Genomic DNA, 17008 nt, shown 5'->3' with positions numbered 1-17008 from the left:
AAGAGTATTTTTTTTGAGCAACCAAGAATCAATACGTTGGCATCATAATTCACAAAAGTGTCATTTAAGTTGGCAACTTTAGGGAAGTTTTTGGGTGTGAATTTGTATTTTGTTGCATATAAAAAAGCCCAGTACAAACTGAGCTGACCATTCTATTTCTGGTTACTTAGAGTTATTTCTGGTTACTTAGAGCTATTTGGTTTGCTTTTAAATTGCTTAATGCTTTTCTTTTTAGCTGTTCTTCGATTGGCCATTTTATCTTTAGGTGGACGCTTGCGAGCGGTCGTTTCAGATGCAGGTTTGTCGGTAACCGGGAAACCCTCTAATGGTTGCAGCACTAACGGCTTATTGGTCAAGGTGCGAATCGCATTGAGGTAGTCAGTTTCGCTGTGGCTAACCAGAGAGACCGCGCAGCCAGTACTTCCTGCTCTTGCTGTACGACCAACGCGGTGTACGTAAGTTGCTGAGTGAGAAGGTAATTCGAAGTTAATTACGACAGGTAATTGATCAATATGAATGCCTCTAGCCATCACGTCTGTCGCGATAAGCACACGAGTCTCGCCATTTTTGAAACTTTCTAATGCTTGCTCTCGTTCTTCTTGGCTCTTATTTCCATGTAACGCACTCACACTGATTTTGGCTTTATTCAATCGTTTGGTTAATGCATCGGCATTGTCTTTTGCGCCAATAAATACCAATACTTGCGGCCATGTGTGTTGATTGAGTAGTGCGATGAGCGCTTGAGCTTTACTGCCTTTGTTCACTAAATACAGGGTTTCTTCAATAGTCGCGACCACGCTGTTTTCTTGATGTGTCGTGACTTTAACTGGATTTAAAAGAAGCTCTTCAGCTTGCCCTACTAATTCGGGCGGAAGTGTCGCAGAGAACAACAGTGACTGACGTTTGCTCGGTAGTGCTGAAGTAATCGCTTGAACATCTGGCCAAAAGCCCATGTCGATCAGGCGGTCGGCTTCATCAAGAACCAATGATGAACACTGAGCGACATCCAGTTCATCACTTTTGATTAAAGCAAGTAAGCGGCCCGGTGTGGCGATGGCTAATTGTGGTTTAGTCGATAATTGTTGCTGTTGATCATCAGTATTTACGCCGCCCGTTAGCGTTACCAATTTGATATCAAGCGCTGTTGCGATCGGCTCTAAAGATTTGGTCACTTGAGATGCAAGTTCACGGGTTGGAACAATGATCAGTGCTTGCAGTTCATTCACATCTTGGTTGATGTTATTCAGTAACGGTAAGCCAAACGCCAATGTTTTACCGCTGCCCGTTTGAGCCAATGCAAGTACGTCTTTCCCCGCAATAATGGTAGGAATTACCGCTTGCTGTATCTCTGTTGGCTTATTGAATTGAGATGGGAGCGCGGAGACGGTTTTTGCGTTAAGGGTTAGGCTAGCAAATGACATAAATGAACCAAGTATCAAAAGGGAGGTGGAGTCTAACAGGGCTACAAATGTTAGAGAATCAGTTTTGTATGTTAGACGATAAACACATTCATTATACGCGCGAATTATGTATGTTAGCCATACGCGATAATTAAGCGTTTATCATATTGTAATGGCACTGAATGGACGTACAATGTCCGCCCTAAAAATGTTCATGAAATGAGATCGAAATGAGTTGGGACAGTATCTGGCTGTTTATTGTTATCGTGTTTTTTATTGCTATTATCCCGGGCCCAAATGCGCTGTTGGTATTAAGCACAGCCTTAACTCAAAGAAAGCTGTTCGCATTTGTGAACGTGTTGGGCGTGTCATGTGGTTTTTTTTTCACGCCTTTATCTCGGCCAACGGCATAAGCCTATTATTGTCGAACACTCCCATGGCCTTTGAAGGGCTAAAGTGGGCTGGGGTTTTGTATCTTGTCTGGCTTGGGTATAACCATTTTCGTGCGGCGCTGCGCGCTCAAGAGGGTGTGCTCTCTGTGGTCAGTGCATCGGGAAGTAAGCTTTACAGCCAATTTTTCAAAGGGCTCCTCACTAATCTACTGAATCCTAAAATCGTCCTGTTTTATCTTTCTATATTCCCTCAATTTGTTTCAACAGATGCGATTGTGACAGACAGTTTGATACTTGGTGCAATTCAAGCGTCAGTGGTGTCGATGTGGTTCTTAGTTGTGATCTTAATGGCGGATACCTTTAAGCGCTTGTTAGTTCAAAAGCGCACCTCGCAAATGATGAACATTGTGTGTGGGATTCTATTCGTGGGCTTCAGCATTCAGTTGGCATTGTTTCAGCTTTAGGGTGCGATGCGAAGAATTGGGTTTTTAGCTATTGGTTCAGTTCATTTCCGGCTTAGTTCTCGTTTCCATCTTAGTTTTCATTTCCGATTCAGTTCTCATTTTTTACTGAATGCTAAGCAATCAGTGTTTCTCTGCATAAATCTCTAAAGCATTAGCTCGGGAAGTCGATATAATTATTAGCTATCAATTTGGTGAATGTGTTTATTTGAGACCAATTGAAGCTACAGCCTATTGCTTGACCGAAATAACAGAGACAGGGAGTCACCAATGCGTGAAGATTCATTCACCCAGAAACGCAAATATTACCGCTTAAAGTACCCTCAAAAGGCTCGTCCGGTGATGCGAATTAAGGATGAGCTTTTTCATGTCAGCGAAGTTTCTGAAAAGGGTGTACGCCTGATGATGCGTAACATCATTCCGGTTTATCGTGGCTTTTCAATGGCCGGCACCTTGAGGTTGCATGACAACAACAGTATCGATATTAGCGGTGCTGTATTGCGACAAGAAGGTGACGAAGTGATCGTTCAGTTATCACAAGGTCCGAGCTTCAAAGATATGGTGTCTGAACAACGCCACATTAGGCAAAGATACCCAGTGTTTTTTGCTAGCCTCAGAGTGGCATAGAAAGCTTTTAAAGTTAGATTCACTCATCCAAGCCGATATTAAAAAGCCCAGCACTTTCACAAGTGCTGGGCTTTGTTCTATCTATAGCCCAGATTCTTATAAACCAAAGGCGATACAGGTAAAGCTAATGAGCTTAGTTCGCCTTATAGCTCGTCTACTGTAGCCCAAACTGCGGCTAGCATATCGTGACCAAACGCGACACTTCGTTCTGGAGACCAGCCGTAAAGTTCGTCAGCGTGACTGATGTGATCTTTAAATGGCATCTCGACGGTGTAAGCCAAACACTTGAATTGCTCACCAATCCAGTTTGTGCCAACTGTCATGTTTGCTTTGCCTGGTTCGTCTTTATCGTAACCAAATTCATCTTGGAACTCTGGCGTGATAGTCAGCAGTGCTTGCTTGAAGTGGCTCTCTAGCTTCGCGATGCGCTCGTTGTATGAAGGCGTGCCTTCGCTGCCTGCTACAAAGTTATATGGAATCGCTTCATCGCCATGAATATCTAGGCACAGGTCAACGCCCGTTTCTAGCATACGCTCGCGAACAAGGAATACCTCTGGGCTGCGTTCCATAGAAGGTGATTGCCATTCGCGGTTCAGGTTAACACCAATCGCGTTAGTACGCAGGTGACCGCGGATGCTGCCATCTGGGTTCATGTTTGGTACAACGCGGAACACAACGCTGTCTAGAAGAGAGCGACCGACCGTATCTGTTTCATCAAGCAGGCGTTGTAGCAGACCTTCGATTAGCCATTCAGCCATCGTCTCGCCTGGATGTTGGCGACCGATAACCCAGATATTTTTCTTCTCTTCACTTGGCTCGCCGATAGTTAGCAAAGTGATGTCGTTGTTGTCTAGCGTGTGACCTAGAGTTTCAAGCTTACAAGCTGGGTGCGTTTGAGCACTGTGCAGAAGATCTTGGTGACGATCGTATGAGTACGGTGCGAAATACGCGAAGTACATTGAATCGTGTTCAGGGATGATATCGAAGCTTAATGTATCGCCATCGAACTGAGATGGGATACGGAACCACTCTTCACGGTCGTAGGATGCAACCACATCGTAATCTTTCCAGCCTTCAGGGTAGGCAGATGTTGCCAATTGACCGATTTCAAAGTGGTGAGCTTGTTGAGCCTCACTTTCTAAGCGGAAGTGAAACCACTGAGAGATTTCAGTTTGGTAGTCTGCTGGGATAGTCAGTTGAATGTTTTGTGGTGAATCTGCAGAAACGACGTGAATGTTGCCGCTTTCGAAATTGCTGAAAATTTTCATTGTAGTTTTTATCTCGTAGTTGAGTTGCCGTAAGACTAGCACACTTTTTTTCGAGCAAACCACTAACTAAATCGTAATGAGATGTTATTTCAACTATCTACTTTTTAGTTCTCTACTTTGAGCAGTACTTCCTATCTATCGACGCTGACAAGTTGTACACCCACGACAGGCTGAACGTGTGTGGCGATCTAACTTGCTGCGTTGAACCTTACAATAAGCGTTTTTCAGCGCTCTTCGTCCAGAGAACCAATCATCGGGTTTTGACAGGATCAGATAACCATTAAAGCGTTTCATAAGCTCGACTCTATTTTGGTTGATGAACTTGCTATCAAACCCAATTTCGAAGTAATCAAGCGCTTGTTCAATCGAGGTGAAACTCGCCATTTTTTGTTGGAATTCTGTTTGGTTCATTGAGTGAGGAGTTTATGAAAAATAGATAGCCAATATTGTAATAGATTTACAATTTACTTCTTTGACTTAGAAAGCCGTTTTGTCTCGTTGATGTTAGATTAATCAATAATAGATATTTAACCGTCGATTCTTATTTGGTGGGTGCTTGTATCTGGTGGGGAATAATTTCGTGAAGTGCCCTTGGGTTCTCATAAAGGTTCAATTTTTGTTCCTCAGAATGCGATTTATGATCCAAATCAAACTGATCTACCCCTAAAGTACTATTCTGATCTTAATTGTAACCAATTGTTGAAGATGATTAAGAATTATGACAATAAAAAAACGTTATATCGCACTAATAGCGGCGGTTGGTATAGGTATTGGTTGGTTAACCTTAGGGGGAACTGCAGCCGTTATGCACTATACATCGAGCACTGAGTTTTGTGTTTCTTGCCACACAATGGAAGCACCCCACAAAGAATACCAAGGTTCTGTACACTTCAGTAACGCAAAAGGCATTCGAGCTGAATGTGCCGATTGCCACATTCCAACTGATCCGATTGACTACGTGATCACCAAAGTAAGAGCGTCCAAAGACATCTACCACGAATTTATTTCAGGTAAGATAGACACGCCTGAGAAATATGAAGCACACCGTGAAGAGATGGCTGAGACAGTTTGGGCTCAATTCCGCGAGAATGACTCAGCGACTTGTCGCTCTTGTCACGAATTCGATGCAATGGAAGAGTTCGAGCAATCTCGTGATGCAGCAAAAATGCATGCTTATGGTCGTGAAAATAACCAAACGTGTATCGATTGTCACAAAGGCGTTGCACATTTTGCTCCTGAAGCTCAGCTAGATAGCAAAGCGTTCGATACCCTGATCGCATTTACGAAAAACACGCCAGCAGATGCGAAAGTGGTTTACCCAGTAACCGATATCGCAATGGGTGACTTCGGCAGTGTAAACCCAACAGCAGAACTGCAAGTGGTCAAGGCTGAAGGCGACAACCGTACTGTGACTTTGAATGCATTCCAAATGAAAGGTGCAGAGCAAGTGCTTTACTTCGGTGAAGGCCAACGTGCAATCGTTGCGACATTGACAGACAAAGGTCAAGAAGCACTGACTACTGGTGACTATAAAGCCGATGCTTACGGTAACGAGTGGCGTTCAGTTGCGCTAACGGGTGATATCACTTCTCCAGTTGTCGATAAACTAGACCCAATCTGGTCTTACGCAGAAGAGTTGGACAACGTTTACTGTGCAACGTGTCACGCGAAAATTCCTTCAAACCACTTCACTGTGAATGCTTGGGGACCTGTTGCGAAAAGTATGGGCGACCGTACAGACATTTCTGAGCAAAACCTTGAGCTGCTGACTAAGTACTTCCAAAACCACGCGAAAGACGTTGTTGGTCACTAAAGAGAATTAGAAGGATAAAATTATGACTAATATGACACGTCGTGGATTTATGAAAGGCACAGGTATTACAGCTGGTGCGTTGGCATTCACATCTTTGACGCCGATGAGCGCAATTGCTTCGGACAAACGTGGTTCTGGTGTTCTAACATCAGGTCGTATGGGACCAATGCTGTGTGAAGTGAAAGATGGCAAGTTAGTGTCGACGACGAATGCACTGGCACAAACGGTTCCAAATAGCCTGCAGACCACAGGCCCTGATCAAGTACACACCAAAGCGCGTGTTAAGTACCCTATGGTTCGTAAAGGCTACTTGGCTAACCCATCTGCACCTGAAGGTGTACGTGGTAGTGATGAATTTGTTCGTATCTCTTGGGATGAAGTGTACAAATTGATTCACCAACAACACTCACGTATTCGTCAAGAGCACGGTGCGGAATCTGTATTCGCAGGCTCTTATGGCTGGCGTTCAAGTGGTGTTCTGCACAAAGCGCAAACGCTTCTACAACGTTACATGAGCATGGCTGGTGGTTACTCTGGTCACTTAGGTGATTACTCAACAGGTGCTGCGCAAGTTATCATGCCGCACGTTGTGGGTTCGATTGAGGTGTATGAACAGCAGACGACTTACCCAGTTATCCTTGAGCACAGTGATGTGGTGGTACTTTGGGGCCTAAACCCAATTAACACCTTGAAGATCGCTTGGAGCTCAACCGACTGTGCAGGTCTTGAGTTCTTCCACCAGTTGAAGAAGTCGGGCAAGACAGTGATTGCGATTGACCCAATGCGCTCTGAGACTATCGAGTTTTTTGGTGACAACGCAGAGTGGATTGCTCCTCACCCAATGACTGACGTAGCCATGATGATGGGTATCGCACACACGTTAGTGAAACAGGGCAAGCACGATAAAGAATTCTTGGGTAAATACACAACAGGTTACGACGTATTCGAAGCTTACTTGATGGGTAAGGAAGACGGCGTAGAAAAATCTGCTGAGTGGGCGTCTGAGATCTGTGGTGTGCCAGTGAAGCAGCTTGAGCTACTTGCGGATATCTTCAGTAAGAACCGTACTATGCTGATGTCTGGCTGGGGTATGCAGCGTCAACAATACGGTGAACAACGTCACTGGATGTTGGTTACGCTAGCGACAATGCTAGGTCAAGTTGGCTTGCCTGGTGGTGGTTTCGGTCTTTCTTACCACTACTCAAACGGTGGTAACCCTGCTCGTGATGCAGGCGTACTTCCTGCGATTTCAGCGTCACTTGGCGGTGGTTCTTCGGCGGGTAACGATTGGGCTGTTTCAGGATCTGTGAACGCATTCCCTGTAGCGCGTATTGTTGAAGCGCTAGAAAACCCGGGTTCAAGCTACCATCACAATGGTCACAACCTAACGTTCCCAGAGATCAAAATGATCTGGTGGGCAGGCGGTGCGAACTTTACTCACCACCAAGATACCAACCGCTTGATCAAAGCTTGGCAAAAGCCTGAGCTGATTGTTATCTCAGAACCTTACTGGACAGCAGCAGCTAAGCACGCGGATATTGTTCTGCCAATTACTACATCGTTTGAACGTAATGATATGACGATGACGGGTGACTACAGTAACCAACACTTAGTGCCAATGAAGAAAGTGGTTGAGCCACAAGGTGAAGCTCGTAACGATTTCGATGTATTTGCGGACATGTCTGAGTTACTTGCTCCGGGTGGTCGTGATGTGTACACCGAAGGCAAGACCGAGATGGAATGGCTGTATGGTTTCTACAAAACCGCACAGCAAGGTGGTCGTGGTCAGCGTATCGTAATGCCTAACTTCAGCAAGTTCTGGGAAGATAATCAGTTGATCGAGATGAAGTGGAACGAGAAGAACGCACAGTTTGTTCGTTACGCTGATTTTCGTGAGAACCCAATCATGAACCCACTAGGTACACCAAGTGGCAAGTTCGAGATATTCTCAAGAACCATTGAAGGTTACCAACTAGATGATTGCCCAGCACACCCAACTTGGTTAGAACCAACAGAGTACACAGGCAACGCTAAAGATGGCGAACTGCAACTGATGACAGCGCACGCCGCGCACCGTCTGCATAGCCAGTTCAACTACGCGAAGATCCGCGAAGAGTATGCGATTGCAGACCGTGAGCCGATTTCAATTCACCCTGAAGATGCGAAAGCTCGAGGCATTAAAACGGGTGACTTGGTTCGTGCACATAATGGTCGTGGACAAGTATTGGTGGGTGCATTAGTGACGGATGGCATCAAACAAGGCTCTGTATGTATCCATGAAGGCGGTTGGCCTGATTTAGATAAAGACACAGGTCTATGTAAAAACGGTGGCTGTAACGTGCTTACGTTGGATATCCCGACTTCTCGTTTGGCGAATGGCTGTGCTGCAAACTCTGCGCTTGTGAAGATTGAAAAATACACAGGTCCAGTATTAGAACTCACGGCATTTGATCCACCTAAAAACGGCTAATCTTTAACAAGTAATAGCTAACTGAATGAAGCCAGCCTAATCGCTGGCTTTTTTTGATCCTTTTCTTGCGACGAAGACTATTACTCAGTGTCGGCTAGACAATCCATAATAATCAATGACATCTAAGCGAGAAATAAACTCATGAATCGAATCAATCCAAAGAAACTACTTCGCAGTAAATGGACGGCCGTTAGCCCTGTAAAGAAAGAAAAACACTTTATGGTCACAGAGGTAGAGTTTGAAGAAGGGGAGGTTATTCGTTGTTTGATAGAAGCGGTGATGACCAAACGAGAAGAAGACATCAATTGGCGAGAGCTTACTGATAATCAAAATTGGCTCCCAGGCTGGAAGTAGGGCTAGAAGCCTGTTTGATCAGAATCTGTTGTTCATGGTGAACTGCTGTTTATCGGATACTCGACGACTTCTGTTGCCAATATCTGAGCCCTTCAAGAACACCTTCCGCATGGGTTGCTCTACTGGTATACACATTGTCTCGGTCAGAAAGGTGCGCTACTTCAGGGTAATGGTTTGCTACCAAAATCGAGTTAACGCCTTCTATTGTCAACATTGAGGTGTCGTTAGCTGAATCACCGGCAACGCAAACCTGGTCAATGCTCAAGTCGTGTTGCTTCAAAAGATGGTGGATAGCGGTTGCTTTGTTGACTCCCTTTGGTGTGATGTCTAGATACCAGTCGTGTGAATACGTTAGGTGGACATCTAAGCCGTGTGACTGTAAGTGAGATTCGATCAATGCATGTTGTGGCTCAGACAGCTTACCTTCAAACGTCATCTTGTAATCACCTTGATGATTCTCTATACGCTCGCCCATAAAGTCGAGTGGTGCGAGTGCGGACTCTACTTTTGACTTATTCCATGAAGCCTCGAGTTGTTGGTGCCAGATATGGTCGGGCTTTTGAGAATGGTTATGATGAATCCTGGTGCCAACATCGCTGATAATACTGTGTGGTTCCGGGTAGTTGTTTGATGCTAAGCCGTCTTGAATAGAGGGTAACGTTCTTCCTGTTGCGATGATAAAGCGGATATCAGGTTGCTCGGTAAGGTAATCGAAGAATTGGTTAACTCCATGAGAAGAGCCTCCATCCAGCGTTCCGTCAAAGTCACACACCAGCATTTTTATCATTCGAATTCCTTGTCTTTTTCTCTCACTCATCGCGGGGAAATATCTATTTCTTTTATAAAGAATGGCTCAGCAGTGAGCACTCTACAAGTTGAATTCCAGCTTAGGTAATCGCCAATTGAGAGTTTGCAGCAAGTATCACAGTTGGTGTGACGTATTAAAATTCTTGGTTGAAAAGGTTGATTTCAACTCGCTGACTTTAGCCGGTTGACCTTTGGTTTTTAGGTAGAGATTGAGAGTTGATCTTATATTTTTTACCGAGCGAACTTTCGCCTCGGAAACATCATGAAAGCTTAATAAATGGTTCGTACTCGAATTGTTTGTGCACGAACTAATTATGGCTTTTGTTGGTTCATTCAGCCTATTAATCACTCTAATGTAAAATTAATATTCAATAATCTACGACTACGTAATACATAATATTGGCCGTACGCTTATCTAATTTATCCCTTTTATTATCAGTAGCTTGCTTTGTTTTTGCTTATTTTTGGTCTTGTTGTTGCTGGTCTGGTTTCAGTCTGTTGCCTTGTTTTACCGAACGAAGAACCTTGATTTACACGTGTCAATTACTTAGAGTGCTAATTGTTTTTCGGGTTTAAATAACCAATTTAAGTTTAAATAACTGATAAAGGATTAGATTACATGGATCCCATACTGGAAGTTAAGGGACTGTACAAGGTGTTTGGTGAAGACACCGACCGTGCTTTTACAATGATTAATGAAGGCGCAAATAAAGATAAAGTTTTCGAAGAAACAGGGCTAACGATCGGCGTTAACGATGTTTCTCTTAGTATTCAAGAAGGCGAGATTTTCGTCATAATGGGACTGTCAGGATCTGGCAAATCAACCCTAGTACGCCTTCTTAACCGCTTGATCGAACCTACCAAAGGCAATGTGCTTCTTCGAGGCAAAGACATTGCCCACATCTCAGAAGATGAACTCCGCGAAGTTCGCCGCAACAACATCTCCATGGTTTTCCAAAATTTCGCTTTGATGCCGCATATGACGGTTATCGAGAATGCCGCGTTTGGTCTAGAGCTTGCGGGTGTTGAAGTTGAACAACGAAAGCAATCAGCACTTGAAGCACTTGAACGTGTTGGCCTTGGCGCATATTCAGAATCTTACCCAGATGAACTATCTGGTGGTATGAAGCAGCGTGTTGGTTTGGCTCGTGCACTAGCATGTGACCCAGATATCTTGTTGATGGACGAAGCGTTCTCGGCGCTCGATCCTTTGATTCGTACTGAAATGCAAGATGAGCTTATTCGCCTTCAAAATGACGATAAACGAACCATTGTTTTTATCTCGCATGATTTGGATGAAGCGATGCGTATCGGTGACCGAATTGCGATTATGCAAAATGGCGAAGTGGTTCAAGTCGGTACTCCAGACGATATTCTTAGTAACCCAGCGAATGATTATGTCGAAGCTTTCTTCCGTGGTGTGAACGTAGCAAGCGTACTTACTGTGAAAGACATTGCGCGTAAGAAGCCAGCTGCGGTATTTAAAAAATCAGAACACGATGGCCCAGCGTCCGCTCTACAAATTTTGATGGATAACGACCGCGAGTACGGCATCGTAGTTGAGAAGAGCAGCCGTTACTCCGGCATTGTCTCTATCGACTCGCTTCGTAAAGCCCACAAAGAGAACAAATCACTCATCAGCGCACAGCTCGATGATGGACTAACGCTGAACCCTGATTTACCAATCAATGATGTGCTTGGCCTAGTTGGTGGTGTGCCTTACTCAGTGCCTGTTGTGGATGAGCAAGGTAATTACTTTGGCGTGGTGACTAAGTCACGACTGTTACAAACATTGGATAAGGGGTAGATCATGTCGTCTGAACAAACAAATAATGACCCATGGTCACAGTCTGCTCCTGCCGTTCAGCCATCAAGTGATCCTTGGGGTCAAGCCGCTGACACTTCACCATCGGCAGGTTGGCTAAGCAGTGAAACCGTAGAAACCATTCCTTTTGATCCTCTTAATCCTTTTGCAGAGGCAGTTTTGCCTGTTGATACGTGGGTTGAGTCTGGATTGAATTGGCTAGTTGAACACGGACGACCATTGTTTCAAGCAATTCGTGTACCTATCGATTTCATTCTAAGTTCATTTGAAACGGCATTGGTGTCTACGCCAGCCCCATTTATGCTCATCATTTTGTTCTTGGTGGCATGGCAGTTTTCAAACCTGAAACTGGGTGTTGCTACGGCAGTATCTCTTACTATGATTGGTTTGATTGGCGCTTGGTCTGAAGCGATGACCACGCTTTCACTGGTGATGACATCTGTATTCTTCTGCCTGTTGATAGGTTTACCTATGGGGATATGGCTCGCCCGAAGTAACACGGCGGCTAAATTCGTTCGCCCAATTCTGGATGCTATGCAAACAACGCCAGCCTTCGTTTACTTAGTACCCATCGTAATGTTGTTTGGTATCGGTAACGTTCCAGGTGTGGTGGTGACCATTATATTCGCACTGCCACCGGTGGTACGTTTAACCATTCTGGGTATTCAGCAAGTACCGGAAGATTTGATCGAAGCGGGTCATTCATTCGGTGCAAGCAAAAAGCAGATGCTTTACCGAATTCAACTGCCACTTGCATTACCAACCATTATGGCGGGCGTGAACCAAACACTGATGTTGTCGTTATCGATGGTGGTTATCGCATCAATGATTGCGGTAGGTGGTTTAGGTCAAATGGTACTGAGAGGTATTGGCCGTTTGGATATGGGACTGGCCGCTGTTGGTGGTTTAGGCATCGTTATCTTAGCCATCTTATTAGACAGAATCACCCAAGTACTGGGTGTCAATGCTGGTAATACAAAATTACGCTGGTATCGCATGGGACCTGTTTCCCTTGTACTGAATGTACTTAATCGCGGTAACAAATCAGAACTTCAATTAAGGAAAAACACCAATGAATAATTCATGGAAGAGTAAACTCGCAGTAAGCATCGTTTCTACATTAGCGGTATCGACTAACGTGTGGGCAGCAAGCCTACCGGGTGATGGCGTATCAGTTCAGCCTGTTCAATCGTCTGTAGCGGAAGAGACATTCCAAACATTGATCGTTAACCGTGCTCTAGAAGAACTGGGTTATGACGTGAAATCAACTCAAGAAGTGGATTACAACGTAGGTTACACTTCAATTGCAAAGGGTGATGCAACGTTCCTAACAGTAGGTTGGTTCCCGCTTCATGCTGACAAATACACAATGGCTGGTGGTGATGAGAAATTCTACCGTGAAGGCCAATATGTAAGCGGCGCTGCTCAAGGTTACCTAATTGATAAGAAAACGGCTGAAAAGTACAACATCACTAACATTGGTCAATTAACCGATCCAAAAATCGCGAAGCTGTTTGATGCGGACGGTGATGGTAAAGCAGATCTAACAGGCTGTAACCCAGGTTGGGGTTGTGAGATGGTGATTGAACATCAACTTTCAGCGTTCAAACTGGACGATACGGTGACTCACAACCAAGGTAACTACGCTGCAATCATCGCAGACACGATTTCTCGTTACCAAAAGGGTGAATCAATCCTTTACTACACATGGACACCTTACTGGGTAAGTGGCGTACTGGTGCCTAACGAAGATGTGGTTTGGTTAGAAGTACCTTTCTCAGCACTTCCTGGCGAACGTTCGAACGTGGATACGACGTTATCTAACGGTAAAAACTACGGCTTCGAAATGAACTCAATGCGCATCATTGCGAACAAAGAGTTTGCTAAGAACAACCCATCAGCAGCGAAGCTTTTCGAAATCATCAAACTTAACATCAATGATGTAAGTGCTCAGAACATGATGATGAGTAAAGGTAAGAACAGCTCTGCGGATATCGAAGCGCACGTAAACGGTTGGATCAAAGCGAACCAAAGCACGTTCGATGGTTGGATTACAGAAGCGAAGAAAGCTGCACTGTAACTTAGACTTGGATTTGTTCTGTCTTACCAGACATTTTGATTTGAAATGATGAGCGTGTTGAGTGATTGTGTAGAGTCACTCAATCACCTTCAAACCAAGTGAAAGGGCGACAAGAGTGAACATTATAAAGCCAGCAGTCCATTTGGATTGCTGGCTTTTTGTTTTCTGTTTCTATTTTTGAGCTTCTAGCTGTTAATTACAGCTCTAGCGTTCGCCTTGAACTTCGAAGTTGTCGCTGACTAAGCGAGCGCAGCCATCGGCTTCAAGTGCCCAGTGTTCATGATGTACAACGCCAAACGCTTTGTTCATTGTCCAACTCGCGGTAAGAATGTAACCGCCGTCTGGGTGCTCTTCCCATTTTACATCGGTGTAATCAACGTCTTTGAAACCTTGGTCGATGATGTTTTGCCAAAATGCTTGAATCGCTTCATGACCTTCAAAAGTACCAAATGGACGCGCTTCCATTACACAGCTTTTAGTATATTGATCGGCACAACCTTTCGCATCTTGGTTGTTGAAAGCCTTTTGCCACGCGTTAATGCCTTGCTTACATGCTTCTAAAATTTGGTTGTCTAACATTGTCTTTCTCCATAACAGTCTTGTTTCGAGCACTGTCTTTTTTATTTGGTATTTCGATAAGTTGAATTGAGTTTAGTCTTGGAAATTGATTTTAAAAACAGAGATAATAGAAAATACTGTTTGTAAAAAGAGAACAATAAAATGAGTAAGCTAAAGCAGATGTCGATTTTCGCTCATATCGTGGAACAAGGCTCAGTATCGGCCGCGGCTGAAAAACTAGAGTTGTCTAAATCTGTTGTCAGTCAGCATCTAAAAATTTTAGAGCAAGAGCTCGGTGCTTCGCTTCTTAAACGAACAACGCGAAGACAAACCTTGACCAGTATGGGGGAACGTTTCTATCTAAGCTGTAAGGATATTAATGTAATCGCCGAATCGGCATGGGATATGGCGAAAGCTGAGTTGGAAGAACCCCAAGGTCGGATTCGTATTACTGCTCCAAATGCACTGATGGACTTGTTGGTTGCGCCTGTTATTGCGGATTTAATGAAGCAATACCCGAAACTAAAGCCTGAGCTGATCAGTGATGATCAACACTTGGATTTCATGGATCACGATATTGATCTCGCGGTACGAGTGGGTAGCTCGCGCGACAGTAATCTTAAGCAGAAACGGTTAGGCGAGTTTAAAGACGTGTTGTGCGGCGTAGAAAGCATGCGAGAGCGTGAACTTGAATCAATTCCTTATATTGCTAACTCATGGCAGGGAAAACAGGTGACTCATCATTTTAGTTCTCAAACTGAGCAGGACTTTGTCTACCAACAGCAAGCTAGTTGCGTCACCAATTCGTTCCACAGTTGCCTTGCACTGATTAAATCAGGTGTTGGTATCGGTGTGATTCCAGATTTCTGCATTCCTCAGTTATTTGGTGATGTTGTCGACGTGCTGCCAAGCTTTGAATTACCCACCAACACGGTTTATGCGCTAAACCCATTTGCTTCAAATACGCCTATCGCCATCAAGCTGTGTATCCAAGCGTTGGAAGAAAAGCTTAAGCAGAATTTAGTATAAGCTTTCTATCGTTGGTAAAATCCGGTGCTTAACCATATTTACTAATAAAAGAAATAACATGTTTATTACTCAGTAATTCGATCTTGTCGATAGTCAGTACGCAATAGCGGTAGTTTTTGTTTTTGAAGGTGATGTTCGACTTTTGTTCTGTTGGTTCTGAAAACTTCCATATTTCAAATCCGATGTTCTTCATAAGTTCCAATGCACTTGGGTTCTTTATGATCATGGAATACTTTTTAATCTTAGTATTGCTTGCAAGAAGCTTCATATCGGAAATCAGGTTCGCAATAGATTGTTCACGCTTCTCAGAGTGACCGCTAACCACAATGTAATTTAAGTTATGATTAGAATCTAAAGAGCAGGCTTGCTTAATATGTAGATGTTTATTTTGGTATTGCTCGAACACCTCTTCGTTGAAGAAAAAACCTAGGCTATGACTAACAATATCGCCATTAACATCGACCATTTTTCTGCCATGCGCCTTTTTTTCACTGCAATAGAGAAACAGGTCGATGGTATCAAGGGCTGAAGGATCCATCTTTGTATATTGTGAAATCAGCTTTATTCTATCTATTACTGCTTTGTCATTCTGATCTGTCATTAGTGGCATGATCTGACAGTCGCAGCCTTCTTCTATTTCCCCTTTAGAGATAGACGATATTCGGCTTTGAAACGAAAAGAACCTCTCACGAAGGAAGTCTTCAAGTAATGCACTGTCTTCGTTATCTTCTGAATCAAAGGATTTCAACGTTGTATACAAGTCCAGACCAAGGCAGTCCAATAGCTTTAGGGCTTTGTAATTACTTGGTTTTACTTTGCTATTTTCCCATCGATTTATCGTTACGACATCTACAGAGCTGAATTCATCATCTAAGTGATTAATGTATGCCGCAAAATCCTTTTGCGTTAACTTCAATTTCTTGCGCGCTTCGCGCAGTAATTGCGGAAATTTCATCATGGTAGAATATTCATCTTTGATTAGTGACATTACGTTCCGATTAGTCAGATAGTCTATTTTATCAATCGTTAATATACAGTAGCTATAATATTTATTTTTGAATGTAATATTACATTTTTTAGCAGAAGGTTCTGAAAATTTAAATACTTCAAACCCCACACTCTTCAAGAGTCTCATCATATTGGGGTCTTTTACTAAAACAGAATATTTTTTAATGTTTTTGTTCTGAGAAAGTAACTGTATATCTGAAACTATATGCTCAATAACATGATCTTTTGTCTCTGAGTGTGAGCTTATATTAAAATAATTTATGCTTTTGCTTGAATTTAAAGAGCAGGCCATTCTTAGATCTAGCTCTTGAGTTTTTAATGTCTCAAATTGATGGTCTTCAAAGAAAAAGCCTACGTTGTGACTCACAATGTCGCCATCTACATTGATCAGTTTGTGACCATGTGCTTTTTTCTCACAGTAGTAGAGATATAAATCAATTTGGTCCAATGGCGAAATATCGACTTTTGTGAATTTAGAAAGTAGTTTGATTCTGTCGATAACGCCAGTGTCACACGGCTCTGACATTAAAGGCAGTGACTTAAAGTTGCGTTCGCCTTGTTGTTGATTCAGGCCTGATAGAGCTGAAATTCTACTTTGAAATGAGCCATAGGATTCGTTTAAAAACAGTTCGATTAGTGTGTCTTTTTGTTCGGACTTAAAGCTCTTTATTGTCTCAAACAAATCTCCGCCAAGGTGCTGTAAGATCTTGAGTGCTTTGTATGTACTAGGCTTTACCTTACTGTTTTCCCAACGATTTATCGTTACGACGTCAACCGCATTAAACTCATCGTCCAGCTGATTTAAGTAGGTTGCAAACTCTGTTTGTGTAAATTGAAGTTCCTTTCTGAAGTTACGTAACAACTGTGAAAACTCACTCATTAAAACATTAACCTTCTGATAATTAACTCAATGTCT

General features: G+C 43.4%; 15 protein-coding genes. 9 read left to right on the top strand and 6 right to left on the bottom strand.

What is annotated here, in order from left to right; all coding sequences use genetic code 11:
* Window positions 1-182: 182 nt before the first annotated feature.
* A complete protein-coding gene (locus AB4558_RS18415; protein ID WP_371725014.1) occupies window positions 183-1421 on the bottom strand; it encodes a DEAD/DEAH box helicase in 1239 nt (412 codons plus the stop codon).
* A gap of 214 nt (window positions 1422-1635) precedes the next feature.
* Here AB4558_RS18415 and AB4558_RS18410 point away from each other — a divergent pair, with 214 nt between their 5' ends.
* The gene (locus AB4558_RS18410) at window positions 1636-2256 is read left to right on the top strand and encodes a LysE family translocator (protein WP_372158981.1); all 621 of its coding nucleotides are present in this window, start codon (window positions 1636-1638) and stop codon (window positions 2254-2256) included.
* Window positions 2257-2523: 267 nt separating this feature from the next.
* Entirely contained in the window at window positions 2524-2880 is a 357-nt protein-coding gene (locus AB4558_RS18405) for a hypothetical protein (RefSeq protein WP_017060329.1), read from the top strand.
* A 143-nt stretch (window positions 2881-3023) separates the two neighbouring features.
* On the opposite strand, the gene AB4558_RS18400 is transcribed toward AB4558_RS18405, so the two are convergent.
* Window positions 3024-4148, bottom strand: coding sequence for a M14-type cytosolic carboxypeptidase (locus AB4558_RS18400; protein ID WP_065583887.1), 1125 nt, complete (start codon window positions 4146-4148; stop codon window positions 3024-3026).
* 135 nt (window positions 4149-4283) lie between these two features.
* A complete protein-coding gene (locus tag AB4558_RS18395) occupies window positions 4284-4559 on the bottom strand; it encodes a nitrogenase-stabilizing/protective protein NifW (protein WP_017060331.1) in 276 nt (91 codons plus the stop codon).
* Between the two features lie 307 nt (window positions 4560-4866).
* Between AB4558_RS18395 and AB4558_RS18390 the strand changes: the two genes are divergently transcribed.
* The 3 genes from AB4558_RS18390 to AB4558_RS18380 all read left to right on the top strand — a co-directional run bounded on the left by AB4558_RS18390 (window position 4867) and on the right by AB4558_RS18380 (window position 8785).
* A complete protein-coding gene (locus AB4558_RS18390; protein WP_017060332.1) occupies window positions 4867-5961 on the top strand; it encodes a NapC/NirT family cytochrome c in 1095 nt (364 codons plus the stop codon).
* Window positions 5962-5983: 22 nt separating this feature from the next.
* A complete protein-coding gene (locus AB4558_RS18385; protein WP_017060333.1) occupies window positions 5984-8431 on the top strand; it encodes a molybdopterin guanine dinucleotide-containing S/N-oxide reductase in 2448 nt (815 codons plus the stop codon).
* Window positions 8432-8572: 141 nt separating this feature from the next.
* A complete protein-coding gene (locus tag AB4558_RS18380; RefSeq protein ID WP_029236446.1) occupies window positions 8573-8785 on the top strand; it encodes a TIGR02450 family Trp-rich protein in 213 nt (70 codons plus the stop codon).
* A gap of 49 nt (window positions 8786-8834) precedes the next feature.
* Here AB4558_RS18380 and AB4558_RS18375 read toward each other — a convergent pair whose 3' ends face one another.
* Window positions 8835-9572, bottom strand: coding sequence for an HAD-IIB family hydrolase (locus AB4558_RS18375; RefSeq protein WP_017060335.1), 738 nt, complete (start codon window positions 9570-9572; stop codon window positions 8835-8837).
* Window positions 9573-10211: 639 nt separating this feature from the next.
* Here AB4558_RS18375 and proV point away from each other — a divergent pair.
* Genes proV through proX form a run of 3 tightly spaced genes read left to right on the top strand, consistent with a single transcriptional unit; the run spans window position 10212 to window position 13497 of the window.
* A complete protein-coding gene (gene proV / locus AB4558_RS18370) occupies window positions 10212-11399 on the top strand; it encodes a glycine betaine/L-proline ABC transporter ATP-binding protein ProV (protein ID WP_017067805.1) in 1188 nt (395 codons plus the stop codon).
* Between the two features lie 3 nt (window positions 11400-11402).
* Window positions 11403-12497 (top strand): glycine betaine/L-proline ABC transporter permease ProW, encoded by a 1095-nt coding sequence (proW, locus tag AB4558_RS18365; RefSeq protein ID WP_372158979.1) that lies wholly within the window; start codon window positions 11403-11405, stop codon window positions 12495-12497.
* Window positions 12490-13497, top strand: a complete 1008-nt coding sequence (gene proX / locus AB4558_RS18360; RefSeq protein WP_017065955.1) for a glycine betaine/L-proline ABC transporter substrate-binding protein ProX — start codon at window positions 12490-12492, stop codon at window positions 13495-13497. The genes proW and proX overlap by 8 nt, the downstream gene beginning before the upstream one ends.
* Before the next feature lie 204 nt (window positions 13498-13701).
* On the opposite strand, the gene AB4558_RS18355 is transcribed toward proX, so the two are convergent.
* Entirely contained in the window at window positions 13702-14076 is a 375-nt protein-coding gene (locus AB4558_RS18355; RefSeq protein ID WP_017060338.1) for a nuclear transport factor 2 family protein, read from the bottom strand.
* Between the two features lie 141 nt (window positions 14077-14217).
* Between AB4558_RS18355 and AB4558_RS18350 the strand changes: the two genes are divergently transcribed.
* A complete protein-coding gene (locus AB4558_RS18350) occupies window positions 14218-15084 on the top strand; it encodes a LysR family transcriptional regulator (protein ID WP_372111049.1) in 867 nt (288 codons plus the stop codon).
* Window positions 15085-15112: 28 nt separating this feature from the next.
* On the opposite strand, the gene AB4558_RS18345 is transcribed toward AB4558_RS18350, so the two are convergent.
* Window positions 15113-16972, bottom strand: a complete 1860-nt coding sequence (locus AB4558_RS18345; protein ID WP_372158978.1) for a helix-turn-helix domain-containing protein — start codon at window positions 16970-16972, stop codon at window positions 15113-15115.
* Window positions 16973-17008: the final 36 nt, after the last annotated feature.

Source organism: Vibrio sp. 10N.222.51.C5 (assembly GCF_041474575.1).
GTDB lineage: Bacteria > Pseudomonadota > Gammaproteobacteria > Enterobacterales > Vibrionaceae > Vibrio > Vibrio crassostreae_C.
This window is presented reverse-complemented; position numbering and strand designations above follow the sequence as displayed.